We start from the raw sequence: 23,182 nt of genomic DNA on the forward strand, positions 1-23,182 counted from the left end.
CCAGCCAGGATGGCTAGGACGGAATTTTCATACGCGTGTGGTGGACTGTGGAGCACGCGGGGTGAAAGGGAAGATCCTACTATCCTGTAGGGTCTTCCCTTTTTTTATGTCTGATCCTCTTTGGGCCTGTGGCAGCGTCAGCAGCAGGGCCGCCAGCCGTTTCAGAACAGCGTCAGCACCAGGCCAATGGTGGCGCAGGCCAGGCTGGCATAGCCGCCATCAATCAGCGTGAGTTTGACAGGGCGTCCGCCAAAGAGATTGTTCAGCGCAATCCATGGGCTGATAAAGAATAAGCCAACACCCAGACCAGCCACCAGACCGGCACCTGCGTCAGAGATGCCTGACAGGGTGAAAACATGGCGCATCATGCCCGCCACAACCAGTTGCAGGCAGAAGCTCAGCACAAAGATCAGCGGTTTTTGGCCGCCTTCGGGTTTGCCATCGGTGCCACGTCTAATCCCGGCGGCCACCATCCAGGGTTCTGCCAGGATCCCGTAATAGACAGCCCCCAGCGCAAAGCCGGCAAGGGCTGCGATGACTACATTCAAAAGTTCCAAGACGTTCCTCCCATTTCAGCACTCTAGAGCAGATCTGAATCAGGCCAGGATTGGGCCAGGATCAGACCCTGGACAACGCGACCCCGGATCACTCTGGATCGGTTTGTCCCATTGCGCAGATCACCTGCCATTGTTCTGCACTGACGGGCTGCACCGACAGGCGGGGGCTTTTGACCAGCGGCATCTCTGCCAGTCGCGGATCGGATTTGATCTGCTGCAGCGTCACGGGCTGTTCAAAGCTGCGCACTGCCTTGATATCAACGCAGTCCCAGCGGTCATCAGCTGTGGTGCTGTCGGGATGTGCTTCGGCGCAGATCTCTACAATGCCGACCACCGCCCGTTCCTTTTGCGAATGATAGAAAAACCCCCGGTCCCCAAGGGTCATGTCTCGCATGTGATTGCGCGCCTGATAGTTGCGTACGCCGTCCCACTCCTCGCCCGCGTCACCCTTGGCGACCTGATCTGGCCAGCCCCAGGTTGAAGGTTCCGATTTGAACAGCCAATACCGCATCAGCCGATGACTTTCTTCCAGGTGATCAGCTCTACCGATTCAAACAGGCCGGCCAGTTTATAGGGATCAGCTGCAGCCCAGGCTTCGGCTGCCGTCATGTCTTCAACATCCAGAATGACCAGCGACCCGGCCATATCGCCGTTCTGATCCAGCAGTGGCCCAGCCTGCGCAACAGCGCCAGTTTCTTCGATATAGGCCAGGTGGGCGGCGCGGTTGTCGACGCGGGTCTGTAGGTGCTCTGGTTTGTCGCGGGCGATCAGGGCAATCAGCATGTTATTCCTCTTTCAATGGGCGCGCCAACAGTTGAGCGCTGGCGCTGGCAATCGTCAAGTCACCATTCAGCAGCCCGACAACGGTTTCTGTCAGGGGCATATCCAGCCCCATGGTTGCGGCCTTGGCTGCGGTGGCGCGGGCGGTGGCGGCACCTTCGACGGTGATATTGGGGTCAAATACCTCGCCCCGGCCAATCGCCAGCCCCAGCTGATAATTGCGTGACAGGGCAGAGCTACAGGTCAGGGCCAGGTCGCCAAACCCGGACAGGCCAGCCAGGGTTTCAGGCCGGGCACCACAGGAAAGGGCCATGCGCTGCATCTCGGCATAGCCGCGTGTCATCAGCGCCGCACGGGCGCTATCGCCAAGGCCTGCCCCAATTACGGCACCGCAGGCGATGGCGATAATGTTTTTCAGGGCCCCGCCCAGTTCGGCACCGCTGGTGTCGGTTGTACGGTAGAGCCGCAGGTTGGCGGTGGTCAGCTGTTCCTGCAAGCGATGGCAAAGTACGGCATCGGCGCAGGCCAGGGTCAGCGCCGTCGGCAACCCGCGGGCAATGTCGGCGGCAAAACTGGGGCCGGTCAGCAGCGCAGGTCGGGCCTTGGGCAGGGTCTCGGCGATAACCTTGACGGGGCCAAGGCCGGTTTTCAGTTCAATCCCTTTGCAGCAGGCCACCAGCACCTTATCGGTCAATTCGGCCTGATAGGTGGTCAGAACAGCGCGCAGTTTCTGCATGGGCACCGCCAGCAGCAGCACCTGTGATTTTGCGGCGCTGGCAATATCATCCGTCAGATTCAGCCCTGCTGGCAATGGCACATCGGGCAGACGCGCCGTGTTGCAGCGTTCAGCCTGCATCTGCGCCACATGCGCCGGATCGCGCGCCCAGAGGGTGACGGGTGTTTCCTTGGCCAGTGAAATGGCCAGCGCGGTGCCAAAGGCCCCGGCACCCAGAACCGAAATACTCATGCCTTTGCCCCTTTGCGGCCCGCCCCCAGCATGGCGGGGCTGGTTTGATCCAGTGGCCAGCGGGGGCGGGCAGTCAGATCCATGCCATCGCGCGCACCTGCGCGAAACCGCTCTAGGCCGGCATAGGCGATCATCGCCGCATTATCGGTGCACAGGGCCAGCGGCGGTGCAATGAAACGGGTGTTTTCCGTGGCACAAACCGTCTCTAATGCGGCGCGAATGGCGGTATTTGCTGCGACGCCACCAGCCACGGCCAGGGCTGGGAATCTGGGGGCGTCCTGCATGTAGATCGCCAGCGCGCGTCGCGTTTTAGAGGCTAGGACATCGGCAACCGCAGCCTGAAACCCGGCGCAAAGATCGGCCCGGTCCTGCTGTGTCAGGCCTGATTTTTCGGCAACGATCTGATCGCGCATCCGCATCAGCGCGGTCTTCAATCCCGAAAAGGAAAGGTCGCAATCATCCCGGTTGATCAGTGGTCGGGGAAAGCGAAACCGCTTGGGATCGCCGGTTTCGGCCTCTTTCTGCACCGAGGGACCGCCAGGTTGCGGCAGGCCCAGCAGGCGCGCGGTTTTGTCAAAGGCTTCGCCAGGGGCATCGTCAATGGTACCGCCAAGCCGGGTGAAATCTTCGGGGCCCCGCGCAATCAGATATTGGCAATGTCCGCCAGAGACCAGGAGCATCAGATAGGGATAGGCCAGATCATCGGTCAGCCGTGGGGTCAGCGCATGACCGGCCAGGTGGTTGACGCCAACCAGCGGCAGCCCAGTGGCAGCGGCAATGCCCTTGGCGCACATCACCCCAGACATCACCCCGCCAATCAGCCCTGGCCCGGCGGTAACCGCAATCGCGTCCAGATCGCGCAGGGTGACATTGGCAGCCTGCAGCGCGTCGCGGACGCAGTGATCCAGCTTTTCCGCATGGGCGCGGGCGGCAATTTCCGGCACCACCCCACCAAAGGCGCTGTGCAGCTCGGTTTGGCCAAAGACAATAGAGGAAAGAACCTTGGCCCGCTGGCCCGGTTCCTGCCGCACCACGGCGGCGGCGGTATCGTCACAGCTGCTTTCCAGCCCCAAGAGTGTCAGGCTTTGTGTCATGCTCTACCCGTTGCATCGAATTGCTGGTGGAGCTAGCACCTATGCGACATGCAAACAATCCCAGGAGCAACAGGCATGGACAGTGCCAGCGACCCATCGCCGCGCCAGGTGGCCTTGTTGATGACCCGACCCAAAGCGGCGGCGGCCCGGTTTGTTGCAGAGCTGCCAGCGTCGCTGCGCGCAAAGTTGCAGCTGATCAATGCGCCGCTGATGCAGGTGCAGGGGTTGGAGGCAGAGGTTTCATGTGCCGATTACGGCGGGGTGATCTTCACCTCTGCCAATGGGGTTGCAGCAGTCACCGCCGCTGGCGAGATCCCAGCCTATTGCGTGGGGCAGCGCACCACCCAGGCGGCGCAGGCGGCGGGCTGGCAGGCGCAGTGCTGCGGCGCCAACGGCGCAGAACTGGTGGCGCAATTGATCAAGATGCGGCCGGCCAGCCCGCTGCTGCATCTTCATGGCCGCCATACCCGTGGCGATATCGCGCCCCGGCTGAGCGCAGCTGGCCTGCCCTGCCGAGGCCAAGTGGTCTATGAACAACAGCTTTTGCCGCTGGGGGATGCGGCCCGGCAACAGATCGGGGCGCAAAGCGATATAATCGTGCCGCTTTTTTCACCACGTACTGCGCGGCATTTCGCCAGCCTGGGGCTCGACACGGCGAATTTGTCTTTGATTGCAATAAGCCAGGCCGTTGCTGCAGAGTTGCAGGGCTTGAAATGCAAGGGCTTGCAGGTCAGTAAGAAACCAGACGCGGCCAGTATGGCTGAGATGGTCCGTGATGCCGCAGTCCGCCTGACGCGGCTTGAGGGTGGGGATTCTGCGCAGTAGGATCACAGAAATCCCGGTGCGTTTGGGTGATTTTTAGAATCGAGGGGAGGCCGGCGTGGCTGACAAAAAGACTGCCGACAATATGACCAAGCCGGAGGTCGAAACGCCGGACACTGACTCGCAGACGGCCAGTGGACACGCAACGGATACGCCGGAGTTTGCGGAGCCCGAAGGTCTGAACGAAGATCAGACCCCCGCCGAAACGGTTGATCTTGATGCGCAGGATGAGGTGTCTTCTTCCGAGACCGAGACCGAGACCGAGACCGAGACCGAGACCGAGACCGAGACCGAGACCGAGACACCGGATGCGGTTGCATCTGCGGATGAGATACCCGCACCCGCGCCAGATCCGCAGCCAGCGCCTGCACAGATCATCGAAAAACGCGGAGGTTTTGGTGCCGCGCTGCTGGGCGGTGCGGTTGCCGCTGTTTTGGGGTTTGTTGTTGGCCAGGGCGGGCTGCTGAATGGGGTGCTGCCACCCAGCCTGCAGGGCGGCAGCGCCGCTGATGTAACGGCGATGCAGGCCGAACAGGCTAAGTTGCAAGACCAGATTGCCGCTCTTCAGGCAGAGCAAAGTGATCCAAACCAGCCCGATATCTCTGAAGTGGCGCAGCGTCTGACGGGGGTTGAGGCCAGCCTTCGCACCGCCGAGGCCAAGATAGAGGCGGCGGGTTCCGGCGCGGTTTCCCAGGGTGATCTGGACGCGGCGCTTGCCAGCATGGCGGCCCGGATAGAGACTCTGGAGATGCGCCCGCTGTCTGATGCGGCCGCGCCCGAGGCGGTTGCCGCCTTTGAGGCCGAGCTGGGCAAATTGCAGGACAGTCTGGCGGCTCAGCGCTCTGAGGTCGAAGAGATGCTGGCTGAGGCCCGCATGAAGGAAGAAGCGGGGATAGAGGCCGCCCGAATAGCTGCGGCGCAGACCGCGCTGGCCCGGATAAGCGGCGCCTTGCAGGCCGGCACGGCCTATGGTGCGGCGGTGGCAGATCTGCAGGCGCAGCAGGTCGAGGTCCCGGCAGAGCTGCTGGCCAGTGCCGAAACGGGCGTGACGTCGCTTCAGGGATTGCAGGCCAGCTTTGCCCCGCTTGCCCGTGAGGCCCTGGCGCTGGCGCGGCAAGAAACCAAAGGCAACGGCGGCATGATGGCCTATATCAACCGCCACCTTGGCGCCCGTTCGGTCACCCCGCGTGATGGCGATGACGCGGATGCCATTCTGTCGCGCGCCGAAGCTGCGGTCCAGTCTGGCCAGATTGCGGCGGCACAAGAGGAGCTTGCAGCCCTGCCCGAAACAGCCCAGGCCGCCTTTGACGATTGGCAGGCCGCGGCGCAAACCCGTCTGGCAGCCCTGGCTGCTGTAGATCAAATGGCCCAAAGCCTGAACGCCAAATAAGGAAGCCGACATGCTCTGGTCATTGTTGAAAATTCTCGTTTTTGTTGCCCTTGTCGCCTTGCTTGCCTTTGGCGCCGGGATCCTGATGGAAACCGCCGGCGGGGTGCAGATTACCGTCGCCGGGGTGGAATATACCCTTGGGGCGCTGCAATCTGTCATGGCGCTGGGTGTCTTGTTTGTCGGGGTCTGGCTGTTCCTGAAACTGCTGCGGCTGTTGATCGCGACGCTGAAGTTCCTCAACGGTGATGAAACGGCAATTTCGCGCTATTTCGACAAGAGCCGAGAAGAAAAGGGCTTTCAGGCGCTATCCGACGGTATGATGGCGCTGGCCTCTGGCGAGGGACGCCTGGCAATGACCAAGGCAGCAAAGGCTTCGCGCTATCTGCAGAAACCGGAACTCACCGATCTGCTAAGCGCCCAGGCGGCCGAGATGGCGGGCGAGACCAAGATCGCCGGCGAGGCCTACAAACGGTTGCTTGCCAATCAGTCCACCCGCTTTGTCGGGGTGCGTGGCATCATGAAACAAAAGCTGTCAGAAGGCGACAAGGACACTGCCCGGCAGCTGGCCGAAAAGGCGCTGGCGCTGCGTCCAAAACATGTCGAGGTGCAGGATATATTGCTGCAGTTGCAGGCACAGGCCGAAGACTGGGCCGGGGCACGCAAGACCCTGTCGACCAAGCTGAAAACCGGCACTCTGCCACGCGATGTCTTCAAGCGTCGCGATGCGGTGCTGGCGCTCTCGGCTTCGCGGGCGGTTGTGGATGAAACCGCCAGCCTAGAACAGCGCGAACAGGCGATCGAGGCTAACCGGCTCTCGCCGGATCTGGTGCCGGCCGCAGCCATGGCGGCGCGTGCCTATCTGGATCAGGGTAAAAAGCGCAATGCCATCAAGGTATTGAAAAAGGCCTGGGAGGCGCAGCCGCATCCCGACCTGGCCCATGTCTTTGCCCAGATCGAACCGGATGAAACTGCACAGCAGCGGGTGAAACGGTTTGAGCAGCTGGCGCGGATGAAACCACAGGATGATGAAACCCGGCTGGTAATGGCTGAATTGCATATCGTCGCCGAAGACTACCCCGAAGCCCGTCGGGTTCTGGGGGATCTGGTTGAACGCAGCCCCGATGCCCGTGCGCTGACCTTGATGGCAGCAATCGAAAAAGGCGAAGGCGCTGACAATGCGGTGACCCAGGCCTGGCTGGCACGGGCGCTGAATGCGCCACGTGGTCCGCAGTGGCTGTGCAGCAATTGCAACCACATCCATGCCGATTGGGCCCCTGTGTGCGAGCATTGCACCAGCTTTGATACCCTCAGCTGGCAGCGGCCGGAAACGCCGGAACTGGCCAGTGTCTCTGGGGCGCAGATGCTGCCGCTGATCACCGGCACTGCCGCCTCTGATGCGGTGGTGGTGCAGGATCTGGACCCGGTGGATGATATCGAAACACCTCGGGCAGAAGAAGATGCCGATCTTGCGGGCGATTCTGAACAGCTGCCTGCAGATGATGCAGAGACGCGGGCCGCCCTGCGCTAGGCTTCCCAAGCCAGGCCAGGCCGTCTGGCGGTCTTCCCTCTGTGTGACGCGGTGTAAACCTGTACAGTTTCGGGCCTGCGGGCTTGTGTTGTGTAGACCAGCTAGCCAGAGGGAGGACAGGCCATGCAATTTGACTATGTCATCGTCGGAGGCGGATCCGCGGGATCGACCCTGGCGGCACGATTGAGCGAAGATACTGATATATCGGTTTGCCTGATCGAGGCCGGCGGCAAGGGCGATGGCCTTCTGGTGCGCGCTCCGGCAGCGGTGGTGGCGATGTTGCCGGGCAAGCCCAAAATCAACAACTGGGCCTTTGAAACCGTACCGCAACCGGGGCTGAACGGGCGCAGGGGCTATCAGCCGCGCGGCAAGGCCCTCGGCGGATCCAGCGCCATCAATGCCATGCTCTATGTGCGCGGCCACGCCAAGGACTATGACGAATGGGCCGATCTGGGCTGCCAGGGCTGGAATTGGAATGCGGTGCTGCCCTATTTCAAGCGCTCTGAAAACAATGCCCGTGGTGGCGATGCCATGCATGGCGAAGCGGGGCCGCTACAGGTCAGTGACCAGCGCTCTCCGCGGTCGATCACCCGCGCTTTTATTGCGGCGGGGCAGGCACGGCAAATCCGCGAGGTGGCGGATTTCAACACCGGCGACAATACCGGTATCGGCGAATATCAGGTCACCCAGTTTCACAGCGCGGATAAGGCGGGAGAGCGCTGCTCGGCGGCGGCGGCCTATCTGCACCCGGTGATGGATCGCAGCAATCTAACGGTGCTGACCAAGGCGCAGGCGACCAAGGTTCTGTTTGACGGCAAGCGCGCCACTGGCGTGGCCTACCGGCAGGGCGGGCAGGATAAACAGGTCACAGCGCGGCGCGAGGTTGTGCTGTGTGGTGGCGCGTTCAACTCGCCGCAGCTGTTGCAATTGTCGGGCGTGGGACGGCCAGAAGACATCGAACCGCATGGCATCAAACTGCTGCACGCGCTGCCCGGCGTCGGGCAAAACCTGCAGGACCATCTTGATTTCACCCTGGCCTACAAATCCAAGGATCGCGACAATTTTGGCATCTCGCTTCCCGGTAGCCTGTCGCTGCTGAAACATATTGCCAACTGGCGCAAGACCGGGCGCGGGATGATTGCCACTCCCTTTGCCGAAGGCGCGGCCTTTCTGAAGACCAAAGCAGATCTGGAGCGGCCCGATATCCAGCTGCATTTTGTCATCTCAATTGTCGATGATCATGCGCGAAAACTTCATATGGGGCATGGCTTTAGCTGTCATGTCTGTGTGCTGCGGCCAAAATCACGCGGCGCGGTTGGGCTGACTTCGGGTGATCCGCTGGCACCGCCACGGATTGATCCGCAGTTCCTGTCGGATCCTGATGATCTGGCAACCCTGATCAAGGGGGTTCAGATGACCCGCGAGATCATGCAGACCCCGCCGCTGGCCGGTTACATCCACAAGGAGCTTTTTATCAAAGAAGAGCCGGATGACGCAGCGTTGGAGCAGCATATCCGGGCGCGCTCGGATACTATTTACCATCCGGTGGGGACCTGCAAAATGGGCCAGGACGACATGGCCGTGGTGGATCCGGAATTGAAGGTGCGCGGCATGGAGGGGCTGCGCGTGGTGGATGCTTCGGTCATGCCTCGGCTGATTGGCGGCAATACCAACGCGCCCACTATCATGATTGCGGAAAAGGCTGCGGATTTGATCCGTGGCAGCGCAGCACTGGCTGCAGGGAATATTTGAGGAGACAGGCGAGATGCTTGGCAAGATGATGCACAAACCGCTGACGATCAGTTCTTTGATTGAACATGCGGGCCGTTACCACAGCGATACCACGGTGACCTCGGTCGAGACCACGGGCGAGGTGGTGCATTCCAGCTGGAGAGAAGTGGAAAGCAATGCCCGCAAACTGGCGGCGGGGCTGGCGCGTCTGGGTGTGGCGCAGGGCGAACGTTGTGGCACCATTGCCTGGAACAACCGCCGCCATCTGGAAATCTATTTTGGCGTCTCCGGGGCGGGCATGATCTGCCACACGATCAACCCACGGCTCAAGCCAGAGCAGCTGATCTATATCATCAATCACGCGGACGATCAGGTCCTGTTCATTGATGCGACCTTTGTCGCGGCTGTTGGCCAGCTGAAAGAACATCTGACAACGCTGAAACATATCGTCCTGATGGGGCCGCGCGATGAAGCCGCTGCAAAGACCGTGCCGGGTATCCTGTTCTATGACGAACTGATCGCGGCTGAAGGGGATGATTACAGCTGGCCAGATCTGGATGAAAACATGCCGTCGAGCCTGTGCTATACCTCTGGCACCACGGGCAATCCCAAGGGGGTGCAATATACCCACCGTACCACGGTGCTGCACTCGCTTGGGGGCAACCAACCCGATGGGCTGGCGATTTCCGCGCGCGATACCGTCATGGCGGTGGTGCCGATGTTCCACGTCAATGCCTGGGGCGTGCCCTATATCGCGGCAGCTGTTGGTGCCAAGCTGGTGCTGCCGGGGCAAAATCTGGATGGCGAAAGCCTGGTGCGGCTGATTGATGGCGAAAAGGTCACCCTGGCGCTGGGCGTGCCAACCATCTGGATGGGGCTTTTGCAGGCCTTGGAAAAAACCGGCAGCAAGGCCGAGAGCCTGACCCGGACCGTTGTTGGCGGATCAGCACTGCCAACCGTGATGATTCCGGCCTTCCGTGACAAATACGGGGTAGAGCTGATCCACGCCTGGGGCATGACCGAAACCAGCCCCTTGGGAACGCTGAATCACCTGCTGCAAAAACATCAGGATCTGTCCGAGACCGAAAAGGGCGCGATCCGCGAAGGTCAGGGCCGTCCGCCCTATGGGGTCGAACTGCGCCTTGTCGATGAGGCGGGCAACCTGCTGCCCACCGATGGGAAAACCCAAGGCGAGCTGCAGATTCGCGGCCATTGGATCGTCGACACCTACTTTGGCCAGGACAGCAGCGCCCTGACAATGGATGGCTGGTTTGACACCGGCGATGTCGCCACCATCGATTCGGATGGCTATATGATCATCCGCGACCGCTCTAAGGATATCATCAAATCCGGCGGCGAATGGATCTCGACCGTGGAACTGGAAGATATCGCCATGTCGCATCCCAAGGTGGTACAGGCCGCCGCAATTGCGGCCCAGCACCCCAAATGGGATGAACGTCCGGTGTTGGTGGCCATAAAGGCGGACGAGAGTCTGACCGAAGCCGAGCTGCTGGCCTATTACGAGGGTCGCGTCGCCAGCTGGCAAATCCCGGATCGGGTGGTCTTTGTCGGGGAGCTGCCGTTGGGCGGCACTGGCAAGGTGCTGAAAAACAAGCTGCGTGAAACCTATGGCACCCTGCTGCTTGACAGCTAAACGATCAGATTCGGTGCCTCTGCCTGTCAGGTAGGGGTGCCGGTCTCCTGGGGCTGCAACCTTCCATTGATAAAGCTTAACTGCCGGCAAGTTTAATTGTTAGGGACCAGTTAACGCTCCTGCTGCTATCCCAGTGATGGGTGAAAATTAGTGGTGGTGGATATGAGCGCAAAAGATGGAATGGCGCCTATTATCATCAAGAGGAAAAAAGTCAGCGGTGGCGGTGGCCACCATGGGGGCGCCTGGAAGGTGGCCTATGCCGACTTTGTGACAGCCATGATGGCGTTCTTCTTGTTGATGTGGCTATTGAACGCAACAACTGAAAAGCAACGCAAAGGGCTGGCGGATTACTTTTCGCCCTCTATCCCGCTAAGCCGAATTTCGGGTGGCGGCAATGGGGCCTTCCAGGGTGACAGTATGTTCACCGAAGACATCCAACCGCAGTCCGGCACAGGCGCGACAGACATCAATCCGATGGATGCGCAAAAGGCGCAGGGCGAAACCGGCGTCAATGATGCCGAAAAGGCCGAGGAAGACAGCAGGTTCCGCGCCATCGAAGAGCAGCTTCAGGGTCGCGGCGGCGAGAGCATGGTCTCGGTCGAGATGTCGCGCCACATTATCACGCAGGTCACCGATGAAGGCCTGATCATCGAGCTGTTTGAAACCGAAGACGTCCCACTTTTTGTTGGCGATGGGGCGGAACCGACGCCGCTGTTCAGGGATCTGGTGCGCATGGTCGCGCGGATCAGCGGCAGCGTGACCAATAATATCGCGATCAGTGGTCATGTGCAGTCGCATCCGGTTGTCCTGGCACAGAATCCGGTTTGGGAAATGTCCTATGCCCGCGCCAATGCCACCCGTGCGCTGCTTGATTCGGGGGGGCTGAAATCCAGCCGAATCCATCGCGTTACCGGCCATGCGGATCGCACGCTGGCGGTTAGAAATCCGATGTCGGTGCGCAATAACCGGGTGGAAATCATCCTTTTGCGCGACTGATACCCCAATAAACACTACCCTAGGGCGGCGGCGGATAAATTGCATTTTATCTGTTAGCCGCCCGTTAAGTGCTGATGCGCTAGCTGTTGCTGCAAGAACGATCGACTTATTGCAGCAGAAAGGCGCAACATGACCATTTCTTCCGCCCTGAACGCCGGTGTATCCGGCTTGAGCGCAAACGCGAGCTCCTTGGCCGCAATTTCGGACAATATCGCAAACTCTTCTACCAGTGGCTACAAACGGGTGCAGACCGATTTCCAATCCATGGTGATTGGTACCTCCGGTGGGCGCTATACTGCGGGTGGTGTTTCTTCCAGCAATATGCGTCTGATTGACCAGCGTGGCCCTCTGGTGGGGACCAATAACGCAACCGACCTGGCGGTCAGTGGTCGCGGCATGTTGCCAGTTGCCTCTTTGACAGAGGTGCAGGGCAACAACGGTTCGCCTACCATGATGATGACCACAACCGGGTCGTTCCGCACCAATGAGGAAGGCTACCTGACGACCAATTCAGGTCTGGTTCTTCTGGGTTGGCCGGCCAACCCCGATGGCACCGTCTCTGATGGACCGCGTGATACGGCCGAAGGCCTTGAGCCGGTGCAGTACAACATGAACCAACTGACAGGTGAGCCGACGACAGCCGTTGGCCTTGGCGTCAACCTGCCGGCAACCGACACCGAAGCTGGCAGCGCCGGGACCGTGCGGAACATGACGGTTGAATATTATGACAACCTTGGCAGCTCGCAGACCCTGGGGATTACCTATACCCCAACCGTGCCTGCCATGGGGTCGTCGAATGAATGGACCATGTCGATCACCGATAGTGCCTCTGGTGGTGCGGTGATCGGGGAATATACCGTGACTTTCAATGATAGCCGGACCGCAGGCGGTTCGCTTGCTTCGGTGACAGCGATCTCTGGCGGGGCCTATGACCCGGCCACGGGCAGCTTCGTGGTCAGCGTCGATGGCGGCCCGGTGGAAATCTCGGTTGGTATGATTGGTGAAAGCGAAGGTCTGACCCAGTTGTCCGATACTTTTGCCCCGGCGACAGTGACTAAGGACGGCTCTGAAGTGGGCACCATGGTTGGCGTCGAGGTCGATCCGCAGGGCTATGTACGCGCCAACTACGATTCCGGTGCCAGCCGCGTGATCTACAAGATTCCGCTGGTGGATGTGCCCAACCTGAACGGGCTGAAGTCGATGGACAACCAGACCTATCTGCCCTCGTCGGATAGCGGATCCTACTTCCTGTGGGATGCGGGGGATGGTCCAACCGGCGATATCGCATCCAATGCACGTGAAGAATCGGCAACCGATGTGGCCACCGAACTGACGGATATGATCAAGACGCAGCGGGCCTATTCGTCCAACGCCAAAGTGATCCAGACCGTCGATGAGATGCTTCAGGAAACCACCAACATCAAGCGGTAAACATCGCTGATATCTTGATCTCGACTTAGAAAGAGTGGCCGGAAATGTCTATCACAAGTGCGCTTAACTCCGCGATGACCGGGCTGACAGCCAATGCGCGGTTGTCCCAAGTGACCTCAGAGAACCTGGCAAATGCGCTGACGCCCGGCTACTCTTCTCAAAGACTGAACCTCTCCTCTGGGCAGTACGCACCAGGGGTGAGGATTGGCGATGTTCAGCGCAATATCGACCCCGCATTGCAATCCTCGACCCGCAAGGCCGAGGCTGAATTTGGCAGATCAGAGGTCTTTGCCAATTTTTATGCACGCATGTCAGACTATGTTGGCATCGTTGATGACGGCACCTCGATCGCCGCACAAATGTCGAATTTTGACGCCGCTCTGGTACAGGCAACGTCGCGACCAGATTCGGTGGAACGCCTGCATGACCTGTCGGTAAAGGCGGATCTGGTGATCCAGTCGATTACCACTGCCGCGCAGGGGTTGAACAAACAACGGGTTGCTGCCGAGACAGCCATTGATGTGCAGGTCGACAATCTCAACAATCAGTTGAAAGAGCTTGAAAAGCTGAACGCCCGCATTGTGGTCTCGCAGGCGGCGGGCGCGACAACCTCGGCCATGGAAGATCAGCGTGATCTGTTGATTGACAAGGTGAACCAGGCGATTCCCGTCAATGTGGTACAGCGGGGGCAGGGGCGGGTTGCGCTCTATTCTGTTGGCGGTGTTGCCCTGCTGGATGGCAAGGCAGCCGAGCTGAGCTTTGACGCCAAACGCAATATCGAACCGCATATGACCCAGGATAACGGGTTGCTGTCAGGGCTGGAAGTCAATGGCCGGGCGATGGATACCTCTGCCAGCGGAGAGCTGCGTGGCGGCACCTTGATTGCGCAGTTTGAAATTCGCGATACCGCCGCCGTTGAGGCCCAGAATGATCTGGACGCGGTGGCACGCGATTTGATTGAACGGTTTCAGGATCCGGCGCTGGATGCCACAATCGGCGTGACTGATGCGGGGATTTTCACGGATGGTGGTGGCGCCTTTGATGCCGCCGATACGGTTGGTATCTCGGCGCGGCTTGAATTGAATGATCTGGTGGCGATGGATGGCCAGGCAGAAACCTGGCGCTTCCGGGATGGCCTTTATGCGGCAACGCAGGGCGATCCGGGTGATGCCAGCCAGTTGATCGGATATTCTGATGCCCTGGCCGAAAACCGCACCATTTCTACCACCAAGCTGGGCAATATCTCGGCAGATATGAACACGCTTACCGCCTCTCTTATGTCGCGGTTTGCCCGTGATACCGACAGCGCCAACAACATCATGAGCTATGCCGCGACCAGCTATACCGAGATGGCCAAGGCCGAACTGGCCCTTGGGGTGGATTCGGATGCCGAACTGCAAAATATGATGCTTATCGAAAACGCCTATGCGGCGAACGCCAAGATGCTCTCGGCGATCGATGAGATGATGCAATCTCTTTTGAGGATCTAATTCATGATCTATAAATCTTATGGCGACCTGACCACACATAGCTTTCTGCGCAATCGTAACGCAGAGCTGAAGCTGGATCTTGCAACCCTGTCACGCGAGGTTTCGACGGGTAAGAAATCCAACCTGACCGCAGAGCTGGGTGGCGATTTTTCTTACTTGGCAGATATTGAAAACAACCTGAACCGGATCACCAGTCAGATGGTTGCGACGGGTGAAACCAAGCTGTTTGCGCTAAGCATCCAGGACAACCTGTCGCGGGTTCAGGAAAGCACTCAGAAAATGCGTGATGATGTCTTTTCGGTCTCGGCCACCATGACGGGTACCGATGCGGCCCGTTTTGCCCTGGAGGCAGAGCGGCAGTTGGACGTTGCGATCAGTTCCTTTAACGGCTGGGCTGGTGGGCGCAGCCTGTTTGCCGGGACAGCAACCGGGACCACGCCGCTCAACAGCAAAGATACATTGATGACGGAACTGGTGGGCGAAGTCGCCGGCCTGACCGATGCGGACGACATCATCCAGGCGGTGAAGGATTGGTTTGCTGATCCAGCCGGGTTTGACGCCGCCATGTACAATGGATCTACCACCTCTCTCTCTCCGGTAGAGGTGGGCGACGGAGAAAAGATCTCGCTTGACTTGCGCGCCGATGATCCTGATCTGAAAAGCGCCCTGCAGAGCTTTGCCATCATTGCCCTGTTGGATGAACCGGCGCTTGGCCTGTCTACCGGAACCCAAAAAGATCTGGCACGCAAAGGCGGGGCCGAGCTGTCCGACAGTACGGATCGCCTGATCAACGTGCAGGCTGATATTGGTTTCATGGAAGCGCAGCTAGAGCGGGTAAGTACCCGAAATCAAGCCAGCAAAACCGCGCTGAGCCTGGCCTTCAACGAGATCGTCCTGGTGGATCAATATGAGACCTCCGCCAAGTTGAAGTCGACAGAAACGCAGCTGGAAGTTCTTTATACTGTGACCGCGCGCAGTGCCCAGCTCAGCCTTGTGAAGCATATGTAATGATGAAATTCCTTCGCCTTTTGATCGCCTGCCTGCTGTTGCCGACCCTGGCCCAGGCCAATGCAATCCGCCTGAAGGACCTTGTCGAATTTGACGGGGTACGCGGCAATGACCTGGTGGGCTATGGCCTGGTGGTCGGTCTGAACGGCACTGGGGACGGGTTGCGGAATTCGCCCTTCACCGAGGAAATCATGACCAATATCCTGGAACGTCTTGGGGTCAATGTGACCGGCGAGCAGTTCCGGCCGAAGAATGTGGCGGCGGTCTTTGTCACCGCAACCCTGCCGCCGTTTGCGCGGGTGGGCGGTACCGTGGATGTTACGGTTTCCGCTATCGGCGATTCCAAGAGCCTGCTGGGCGGTACCCTGATCATGACGCCGCTGAATGCTGCGGACGGGCAGATCTATGCGGTGGCTCAGGGCAATATCCTGGCCGGTGGTGCCGTAGCCGAAGGTGATGGCGCGACCGTGACCCAGGGTGTGCCTACCTCGGGTGGTATTCCGTCGGGGGCGCGGGTTGAACGCGAGATCGGCTTTGATCTGTCTTCGCTGTCCACCATGCGCCTGGCCCTGCGGGAACCCGACTTCACGACTGCCGAGCGGATCGAGAGGGTGGTGAACGATGAATTCGGGCGCGGCGTTGCCCTGATGCGCGATTCTGGCACGGTCGAAATTGACATCAAACGTACAAATGCGCGCTCTACTGCTCACGCGCTGGGTCGGCTGGAGAACCTGCTGGTGGAACCCCAGCGCAAGGCGCGCGTGGTGGTGGATCAACGCTCCGGTACCATTGTGATGGGTAGTGACGTGCGGATCTCACGGGTGGCCGTGGCCCAGGGCAATCTGACCCTGCGGATCGAAGAAGCCCCCCTCGTGTCGCAGCCCAGCCCCTTCTCTGATGGCGAAACCGTTGTGGTACCGCGCACCAATGCTGCCATTGATGAAGAAGACGGCATCCAGCTGGCCGAGGTGCGCGAAACCACCTCGCTGTCGGAAGTGGTGGCTGGCCTCAATGCGCTGGGTGTCTCACCCCGTGACATGATTGATATCCTCAAGAGCCTGAAGGCAGCAGGTGCTCTACATGCCGAGTTTGTCGTGCGCTAAGCCTCTGTCGATTGCCTGTGCTACAGATCCCCCCAGACCGTCGCCGACGGTCTGGGGGGATTCGTTTCTGCGGGCTAAGGTGTCACTTTTCCCCGTTCAGGACAGACACGCGCGACCCAAACAACAAGACCGGATCGGTTGCGTCAGCGTTGTCCCCACTGCGGAAAGGGGTCTGCCATATCGGCCCAGGCGTCGGGCTGGTAATCATCCACATCAAGCAAGGCTTCATTCAGTCGCGCGCAGATGGTTTCACGTTCAAGTCCGGCACCAATGAAGACCAGCTCCTGACGCCGGTCGCCCCAGGGTTCTACCCAGTTGCGGGCAATTTCGGCCTGCGCCTGTGGATGATCGGGCAAGCGGTCCTGCGGTACCGAGGCCCACCACCGGCCTAACGGAGCCACTGAAGACAGCGCGCCGGCCAGGCTGAATTCGGCGGCCCAGTCGGGCCGGGTTGCGATCCAGAAATGCCCCTTGGCACGGATCACCCCCGGCAGCGTGCCATTCAATACGGTATGTAGTTTGTGCGGATCAAAAGGCGCGCGGGCGTGATAGGCGAAGGATTCGATACCGTATTCTTCATCTTCGGGGGTGTGGTTGGCAAAGCCATAAAGCTCTTTTGCCCACATCGGGTGTTCATGGGCGGTGTCAAAGTTGAACAGGCCCGTGTCGAGGATGGTATCGGTTGCCACCTCGGAATGATCCGTTTCGATGATTTTGGCATCGCCATTCAGGGCCCGGATGATCTTGCGCGCGTTTTGGGTGCGGGCAGCACCCGCATCTGTCACCTTGTTGAGGATCACAACATCGGCAAATTCGATTTGTTCGGTCAGCAGGCTCACCAGACTGCGGTTGTCTTCTTCGCCAAGCGATTCTCCACGATCATTGAGAAAGTCATGGCTGGAAAAATCCTGTAAGAGATTCACCGCATCGACCACGGTGACCATGGTGTCGAGCCGTGCCACGTCAGACAGGCTCTGGCCTTGGTCGTCGCGAAAATCAAAGGTCGCCGCCACGGGAAGCGGTTCTGAAATTCCGGTCGATTCGATCAACAGATAGTCAAAGCGGCCTTCTTGCGACAGTTTGCGCACCTCTTTGAGCAGGTCATCACGCAGGGTGCAGCAGATACAGCCGTTGGACATTTCCACCAGCGTTTCCTCGGAACGCGAGAGTTCGGTGCCTTCTCGTACCAGGTCGGCGTCGATGTTTACCTCGGACATGTCGTTGACGATGACGGCGACACGCCGCCCGTCACGGTTGTTCAAGACACGGTTGAGCAATGTCGTTTTGCCAGCCCCAAGAAAGCCGGACAGAACGGTCACGGGGAGGCGGGTATCAGATAGGGCAGTGTCACGCATGGGGTGGTTCCTTGGCTTTTCTAGGCGGCGAACGATGACTGAGTTGGATATATAATGTTATATCATAACGTTCAGCAAGATAATTCTGCCTAATCCCAATCAGCCATGGGCCAAGACGGGCAGAAGGGCATGTGGACATACGACAACAGCCCCGGTGCAGAACCGGGGCTGTGAAAGCAGAATGCCACAGGCACCCTGCGGGATTTATGTCTTATTTTAGCGGCTAGGGATAATAGCTGCGCACCAAGGCGGTTGCGATCAAGCTCCAGCCGTCGGCGACGACAAAGAAGGCCAGCTTGAACGGTAGAGAGACCACCGCAGGCGGCACCATCATCATCCCCATCGACATCAGAACTGCGGCGACAACCAGGTCGATGACCAGGAAGGGCAGAAAGACCAAGAAGCCGATCTGAAAGGCGCGCGAGATCTCTGACAGCAGAAAGCTGGGCACCAAAACCGAAAGCGGTGCCTCGGGGGTTGGGTCGATTTCTTCCAAGCCAGGGCGCAGATCGGCAATGGCGTAAAAGGTATCGGGATCAAGCCGATTGGCCATAAAGCCGCGAAAAGGCTCCAGGCTGCGCATCATGCCGGTTTCCACGTCGATCTGTTCTTCGATCAGCGGGCTGATGCCGGTTTGCCAGGCCTCGGTAAACACCGGTTCCATCACAAAATAGGTGAGAAACAGCGCCAGGCTGATCATCATCATGTTGGGTGGGGCCTGCTGCAGGCCAATGCCCTGACGCAGAATCGATAACACGGTGACGAGAAAGGGAAAACAGGTGATCATGATCAACAGGCCGGGGGCCAGGCTGAGCACGGTAATCAGCAGGATCAGCTGGATCGAGCGGGCCGAGATCGACTGCCCGTCGCCCATCGACAGGTTCAGCTCCTGTGCCAGTGCCGCCTGCGGCAGCATCAGCGCTGCGCAGGCGATCAGGACAGTAAAGGCTATGGTGGCTGTGCGTGTCATCCCAGGCCGTTTTGCAAATCGGCAATCTCGGTCAGGCGCACGGCCAGTTGACCGGCTTGATCGCCTTCCATTTCTTCAAGCTGACCACGGGCGACCAGGCGGTCCCCAACATAGAGATCAACGGGATCATCAACGCGCTTGTCCAGCGCCAGAATCGCATTTTCGCCCAGGTTAACCAATTCACGCACCAAGGGACGGGCTTTGCCAACCGAGACAACCACCTCGACGGGAACCGACACAAAGGGGTTGGAGGCGTCGGTGGCTTTCTTCTTGAGATTGTCGGCGTCATCCATAATTTCTGTCCTCTTTAACGTGATAGGTGAAGGCGTCGATTGAATCCTTGATGGATTCAACCAGCCCTGAACTGTCTATTTCGCGTTCTGTACTACCAACCCGCAGATAGGCCTGACCCGGCGCGAGCTGTTCGTCTTCCTGAACCTGCACCGGTGTTGAAAAAGAATCGGGCAATAGGGCGCGCACTGCGGCGCCTTCGCCCGGTGAGGCAAAGATGCTCATCGGTTGGTCCGTGTGGAATTTTGCCATATCAACCATCTGATCGACGATATGGTGACCAAAGGTCGCCGCCATGGTGTCGGGCAGGACTGCGCTGGTCAGAACCTTGAACATCGGGTCCAGCGATTCGATTAGCTGCGATTGCGCCTCTTTGAAGGTGAAGTTCAGATCCTCTAGCGAGCTTGCCAAAGTGGCGGAAATCTTGGTGTTTTCCTTGTCTTTCGCGGTCACGGCGTCGTCCCAGCCGGCGCTATAGCCTTTTTCAAAAGACACCAACCGTTCCTCTTCGATTACCTCTTCCGAGACATCTTGAACGACTGGGGGAACGATGACTGCGGTACCAAAATCTTCTAGCAGGTGAGTAATGCCCATTATGCGCGCTCCTCATTTTCTTCAAGCCAGCCCCGAAGGATCTGGACAGTTTCTTCTTGGCGTTCGCCGATCATGTCGCGCAGGCGATCAACTGGGTTTTCGCCACCGCCGCCAAGCGCGGGCAGGCCACCCATATCGCCGATGCCGCCGAACTGGCCGTTGCCATCCTGAATTTCACCATCCAGGGCTATGTTGGACCCAAGATCCGGGTTCATCATGAAATCGCCCATGCCGGGTGCTGTGCCCATAGCTGGCAGATCCGGCAGCCCACCCATGTCGGGTGCATCCGGGGCGCCAAGAGCGGGCAAACCTTCGTTTTTGCCGGCCAGAATCGGGCGTACCACAAAGAGACCAAGCACCAGGGTAACAAGGGCAAGCGCCGCGATCTGGATGATTCCCATGGCATCGAAGTAGATATTGTCCATGAAGGAGGAGGTCGCTTCGGTGCCCTGCGGCTCTATGCTGGGCAGGTCCATGGATTTCAGGGTGATGACGTCACCGCGCGATTCGTCAAACCCGATAGCAGAGGAGATCAGCTCGCGCATGGCGCTCAGTTCTTCCTCGGGGCGGGGTTCAAAGATCGTTTCACCAGCTTCGTTGGTGCCCGTAGTGCCATTTATCAGCACAGCTACTGTCAGCCGTTTGATGGCACCAGGGCCGCGGATGATTTCTTTCTCGGTCTCCGAGATCTCGTAGTTCACCCGCTCGCGTGTGGCGGTGGTGTTGTTCTTGGAGCCCTGGCCAGAAGCCGCATCCCCATCGGGAATATTGGAGGCTACGGTGACTTCACCGGACTGGTTGCTTGAGACATCGGCGCGTTCTTCGACATCTGTGCTGATCGCGACGCGGCTAGCGGGATCCACCAGCTTTTCGCGGATCGATTCTGTATCGGTGACGGTGTCGACGCTGACTTCGACCACGGCATTGCCATGTCCGACGCGGGCCTCAATCAGGCGCAGCACCCGTTCTCGAATCGACTGCGAGCGGTCATCCGTCCCAGCGCCGGCAGCTGCGGCGGCTTCGGGAGAACCGATGAGCGACCCATTGGCGTCGATCACGGCGACATTATCTACCGCAAGACCGGTGACAGCAGAAGCAACCAGAAAGCGAATCGCATTGGCCTGGGCCGGTGTGATTGGCGATCCCAAAGGCACCACAGATACGGAGGCTGTTGGATCTACGGTGCGTTGAAAGGGATTGGCGCCTGTATTGGCAATATGAACGCGGGCCTGGCTGATGTGGGGGCTGGCAACGATGGTTCGGGCCAGCTCTCCTTCTTTGGCGCGCCAGTAGGCCGCGTCAAACATCTGCGATGTGGTGCCAAACCCGGTAAGCGAATCGAGCAGCTCATAGCCACGGCCGCCATTTGCGGGCAGACCTTCACTGGCGAGCGTCATGCGCAGTTCATCCCGGCGATCGGACGGCACATATATAGAGCCGCCGCGTACTTCATATGGTGTGCCAGTCTGTTCCAAAGACCGCACAACATCCCCTGCCGAGCCACTTTCCAGCCCAGCATAGAGCAATCTCATGGTGGGCTTGCTTGCCACATGGGACATAGCAAACACGCTTGCAATGACTGCTGCTGTGGCGCCTGCCACAATCAACCGCTTGCGCGTATCCAAACCAGTCCAGACATTCTTGATCTGCTGCAATGTAACCTCCGTCGCACCGGCATTCTGTCCGGCGTGACCCCTTTTTGACCGAGGGGCCTTAACATTCGGTTAGTCCCTCAGGGGTTATGAAGGCTTTGCACGACGTTTTAGGAAAAGCCATGACAGACGCTGTAGTGAATGCGGAAGAAGACGCAACAAAGCCCAAAAGCAAACTGCCCCTCATCATTGGGGTCGTCCTTGCAATTGCAGGTGGCGGTGGCGGTTTTTTTGCGGTCTCGTCAGGGCTTCTTCCTTTTGGTCGATCCGCGGAACACACTGAGGTTCCCGCGGCTGTAGCAGCGCCAGAAGGCGTAGATAGTGGTGAGTCGGCGGCAGATATTGCCCAGCTCGCCTTCATCGAGATGGAACCCATTGTGATTACGCTGCGCAAAGCAAGCGGCATTAAACACTTGCGGTTCAGCGCACAACTAGAGGTGGATAAGATCCACCAGGCCGAGGTCGAAAAAGTCCTCCCCCGTGTAGTCGATGTACTGAATAGCTATCTTCGCGCCTTGGAGCTTGAGGATCTGTCCGATCCGATGGCGCTGCCAAGACTGCGCGCACAGATGCTGCGGCGAATCAACATAGCCACCGGACAGGGGCGTGTGCGTGATTTGCTGATCATGGAATTCGTACTGAACTAGGAGTAACGGGATGGACCTTATTGCTGATATCCTGCTTGCAGCAGGGGCCCTTGGGGCTGGATTTTATTGTCTGGTGCTCTCGCGCCGACTCAAGCGGTTCAATGACCTGGAAAAAGGCGTCGGCGGTGCCGTTGCTGTTCTTTCCTCGCAAGTAGATGATTTGAATAAATCTTTCGCAACGGCCCGCAAGGTGACCGAGGGCTCTAGCCAGGCGCTGGATCAGTTGACCGGGCGCGCCGAACAGGTGGCGCAGCGGCTAGAGCTGATGATGGCCTCTATGCATGACATGCCCGAGGCGGCTGCCGCTGCCCCTCAGCGCACCCGCGAGATGGCTGTCGCAGAGGCGGAAGAGCGTGATGCCCTGGCCGTTGCCTATGAAACCAACCGGGCGGCTGAAGTTGCGCCAGAACCTGTGGCGGAAGAGACCGGCAAATCGGCAGGCGTGATGTTTGTACGCCACAACCGTGACAAGAATCGGGTGGCATGATGAGCACAAAGAAAGCAAAGGCCAAGAAGCCGGGGCGCAGCCGCAGCAGTGCGCTGATGATGCTGTCCTTTCTGTTGATCGGCTCGGCGTTGGTTCGCCTGGGCATGGAAGCAGGCCCTGCGATCGCGCGAGAGGTTTCCAGCATGGATAGAGGTGGGGCCGAATCGCAGAATGATGGCGGTGCATTGCACCGCGACGGCATGCCGTCTTCGGCGGAATTGCAGGCGATGCTGGCAGCCTTTCAGGAACGCGAAGCCGTATTGGAAGCGCGAGAGGCAGAGATCGAAGATCGCCAGAAGGCCCTGGGAATCGCCGATGCCGCGATTGATCGCAAATTGGCAGCTCTGGAGCAGGCCGAGGAAGCGCTGCGCTCTACCCTGGCGCTGGCGGATGGCGCGACCGAGGCAGATGTCGGTCGACTGACCACCGTTTACGAACAGATGAAGCCCAAAGAATCGGCAGCCCTGTTTGAAGAGATGGATCCCAATTTCGCCGCCGGCTTCCTGGCCCGTATGCGACCCGAAGCAGCAGCTGGCATCATGGCCGGCCTGAGCCCGGAAGCTGCCTATACTATCAGTGTTGTGATGGCAGGCCGTCACAGCGGTGTTCCCAAGGAATAACTTGTCTCTAGCGCT

General features: G+C 59.2%; 23 protein-coding genes. 13 read left to right on the forward strand and 10 right to left on the reverse strand.

Features of this window, described 5'->3' with window-relative positions:
- Positions 1-161: 161 nt before the first annotated feature.
- The 5 genes from ACN0VH_RS07395 to tsaD all read right to left on the reverse strand — a co-directional run bounded on the left by ACN0VH_RS07395 (position 162) and on the right by tsaD (position 3,398).
- Positions 162-557 carry a DUF1761 domain-containing protein gene (locus ACN0VH_RS07395; protein WP_278922166.1) on the reverse strand — a complete coding sequence of 132 codons (396 nt, stop codon included), beginning with the start codon at positions 555-557 and terminating at the stop codon, positions 162-164.
- 88 nt (positions 558-645) lie between these two features.
- On the reverse strand, positions 646-1,068 hold the full coding sequence (locus ACN0VH_RS07400) for an EVE domain-containing protein (protein ID WP_278922165.1): 423 nt from the start codon (positions 1,066-1,068) through the stop codon (positions 646-648).
- A complete protein-coding gene (locus ACN0VH_RS07405) occupies positions 1,068-1,340 on the reverse strand; it encodes a YciI family protein (protein ID WP_278922164.1) in 273 nt (90 codons plus the stop codon). The genes ACN0VH_RS07400 and ACN0VH_RS07405 overlap by 1 nt, the downstream gene beginning before the upstream one ends.
- A 1-nt stretch (position 1,341) precedes the next feature.
- Positions 1,342-2,304, reverse strand: a complete 963-nt coding sequence (locus ACN0VH_RS07410; protein ID WP_278922163.1) for an NAD(P)H-dependent glycerol-3-phosphate dehydrogenase — start codon at positions 2,302-2,304, stop codon at positions 1,342-1,344.
- Positions 2,301-3,398, reverse strand: coding sequence for a tRNA (adenosine(37)-N6)-threonylcarbamoyltransferase complex transferase subunit TsaD (tsaD, locus tag ACN0VH_RS07415; protein WP_417700158.1), 1,098 nt, complete (start codon positions 3,396-3,398; stop codon positions 2,301-2,303). Before tsaD ends, ACN0VH_RS07410 begins: the two co-directional genes overlap by 4 nt.
- Positions 3,399-3,473: 75 nt before the next feature.
- Here tsaD and ACN0VH_RS07420 point away from each other — a divergent pair, with 75 nt between their 5' ends.
- From ACN0VH_RS07420 to ACN0VH_RS07465, 10 genes are all read left to right on the forward strand, one after another.
- On the forward strand, positions 3,474-4,223 hold the full coding sequence (locus tag ACN0VH_RS07420; RefSeq protein ID WP_417700160.1) for a uroporphyrinogen-III synthase: 750 nt from the start codon (positions 3,474-3,476) through the stop codon (positions 4,221-4,223).
- 55 nt (positions 4,224-4,278) lie between these two features.
- Positions 4,279-5,610 carry a COG4223 family protein gene (locus ACN0VH_RS07425; protein WP_417700162.1) on the forward strand — a complete coding sequence of 444 codons (1,332 nt, stop codon included), beginning with the start codon at positions 4,279-4,281 and terminating at the stop codon, positions 5,608-5,610.
- 10 nt (positions 5,611-5,620) lie between these two features.
- On the forward strand, positions 5,621-7,138 hold the full coding sequence (locus tag ACN0VH_RS07430; protein WP_278922159.1) for a heme biosynthesis protein HemY: 1,518 nt from the start codon (positions 5,621-5,623) through the stop codon (positions 7,136-7,138).
- A gap of 123 nt (positions 7,139-7,261) precedes the next feature.
- On the forward strand, positions 7,262-8,890 hold the full coding sequence (locus ACN0VH_RS07435) for a GMC family oxidoreductase (protein ID WP_417700164.1): 1,629 nt from the start codon (positions 7,262-7,264) through the stop codon (positions 8,888-8,890).
- 13 nt (positions 8,891-8,903) lie between these two features.
- Positions 8,904-10,523 (forward strand): long-chain-fatty-acid--CoA ligase, encoded by a 1,620-nt coding sequence (locus ACN0VH_RS07440; protein WP_417700165.1) that lies wholly within the window; start codon positions 8,904-8,906, stop codon positions 10,521-10,523.
- A 162-nt stretch (positions 10,524-10,685) separates the two neighbouring features.
- Complete coding sequence (locus ACN0VH_RS07445) at positions 10,686-11,519, forward strand: flagellar motor protein MotB (protein WP_278922156.1); 834 nt, start codon at positions 10,686-10,688, stop codon at positions 11,517-11,519.
- A 129-nt stretch (positions 11,520-11,648) separates the two neighbouring features.
- On the forward strand, positions 11,649-12,950 hold the full coding sequence (locus tag ACN0VH_RS07450) for a flagellar hook protein FlgE (protein WP_417700166.1): 1,302 nt from the start codon (positions 11,649-11,651) through the stop codon (positions 12,948-12,950).
- 44 nt (positions 12,951-12,994) lie between these two features.
- Positions 12,995-14,440, forward strand: a complete 1,446-nt coding sequence (gene flgK, locus ACN0VH_RS07455; RefSeq protein ID WP_278922154.1) for a flagellar hook-associated protein FlgK — start codon at positions 12,995-12,997, stop codon at positions 14,438-14,440.
- 3 nt (positions 14,441-14,443) lie between these two features.
- Positions 14,444-15,448: a flagellin gene (locus ACN0VH_RS07460; RefSeq protein WP_278922153.1), complete on the forward strand. Its 1,005-nt coding sequence runs from the start codon at positions 14,444-14,446 to the stop codon at positions 15,446-15,448.
- Positions 15,448-16,551: a flagellar basal body P-ring protein FlgI gene (locus ACN0VH_RS07465; RefSeq protein WP_278922152.1), complete on the forward strand. Its 1,104-nt coding sequence runs from the start codon at positions 15,448-15,450 to the stop codon at positions 16,549-16,551. The genes ACN0VH_RS07460 and ACN0VH_RS07465 overlap by 1 nt, the downstream gene beginning before the upstream one ends.
- 143 nt (positions 16,552-16,694) lie before the next feature.
- On the opposite strand, the gene ACN0VH_RS07470 is transcribed toward ACN0VH_RS07465, so the two are convergent.
- The 5 genes from ACN0VH_RS07470 to fliF form a co-directional block, all read right to left on the reverse strand.
- Entirely contained in the window at positions 16,695-17,906 is a 1,212-nt protein-coding gene (locus tag ACN0VH_RS07470) for a GTP-binding protein (RefSeq protein WP_417700168.1), read from the reverse strand.
- Between the two features lie 223 nt (positions 17,907-18,129).
- A complete protein-coding gene (gene fliP, locus ACN0VH_RS07475) occupies positions 18,130-18,876 on the reverse strand; it encodes a flagellar type III secretion system pore protein FliP (RefSeq protein WP_278922150.1) in 747 nt (248 codons plus the stop codon).
- Positions 18,873-19,169, reverse strand: a complete 297-nt coding sequence (locus ACN0VH_RS07480; RefSeq protein ID WP_417700169.1) for a FliM/FliN family flagellar motor switch protein — start codon at positions 19,167-19,169, stop codon at positions 18,873-18,875. The genes fliP and ACN0VH_RS07480 overlap by 4 nt, the downstream gene beginning before the upstream one ends.
- Positions 19,162-19,761 (reverse strand): ABC transporter ATP-binding protein, encoded by a 600-nt coding sequence (locus ACN0VH_RS07485; RefSeq protein ID WP_278922148.1) that lies wholly within the window; start codon positions 19,759-19,761, stop codon positions 19,162-19,164. The genes ACN0VH_RS07480 and ACN0VH_RS07485 overlap by 8 nt, the downstream gene beginning before the upstream one ends.
- Positions 19,761-21,416, reverse strand: coding sequence for a flagellar basal-body MS-ring/collar protein FliF (gene fliF / locus ACN0VH_RS07490; RefSeq protein WP_278922147.1), 1,656 nt, complete (start codon positions 21,414-21,416; stop codon positions 19,761-19,763). The genes ACN0VH_RS07485 and fliF overlap by 1 nt, the downstream gene beginning before the upstream one ends.
- A 119-nt stretch (positions 21,417-21,535) precedes the next feature.
- On the opposite strand from fliF, the gene ACN0VH_RS07495 reads away from it, so the two are divergent.
- The 3 genes from ACN0VH_RS07495 to ACN0VH_RS07505 are packed head-to-tail and all read left to right on the forward strand — an operon-like array spanning position 21,536 to position 23,167.
- Positions 21,536-22,060, forward strand: coding sequence for a flagellar basal body-associated FliL family protein (locus ACN0VH_RS07495; protein WP_417700170.1), 525 nt, complete (start codon positions 21,536-21,538; stop codon positions 22,058-22,060).
- Between the two features lie 10 nt (positions 22,061-22,070).
- Positions 22,071-22,547 carry a hypothetical protein gene (locus ACN0VH_RS07500; RefSeq protein WP_417700171.1) on the forward strand — a complete coding sequence of 159 codons (477 nt, stop codon included), beginning with the start codon at positions 22,071-22,073 and terminating at the stop codon, positions 22,545-22,547.
- Entirely contained in the window at positions 22,547-23,167 is a 621-nt protein-coding gene (locus ACN0VH_RS07505; protein WP_417700172.1) for a MotE family protein, read from the forward strand. Before ACN0VH_RS07500 ends, ACN0VH_RS07505 begins: the two co-directional genes overlap by 1 nt.
- Positions 23,168-23,182: the final 15 nt, after the last annotated feature.

This window comes from Pseudophaeobacter sp. (assembly GCF_048267565.1).
Lineage (GTDB): Bacteria > Pseudomonadota > Alphaproteobacteria > Rhodobacterales > Rhodobacteraceae > Pseudophaeobacter > Pseudophaeobacter profundi.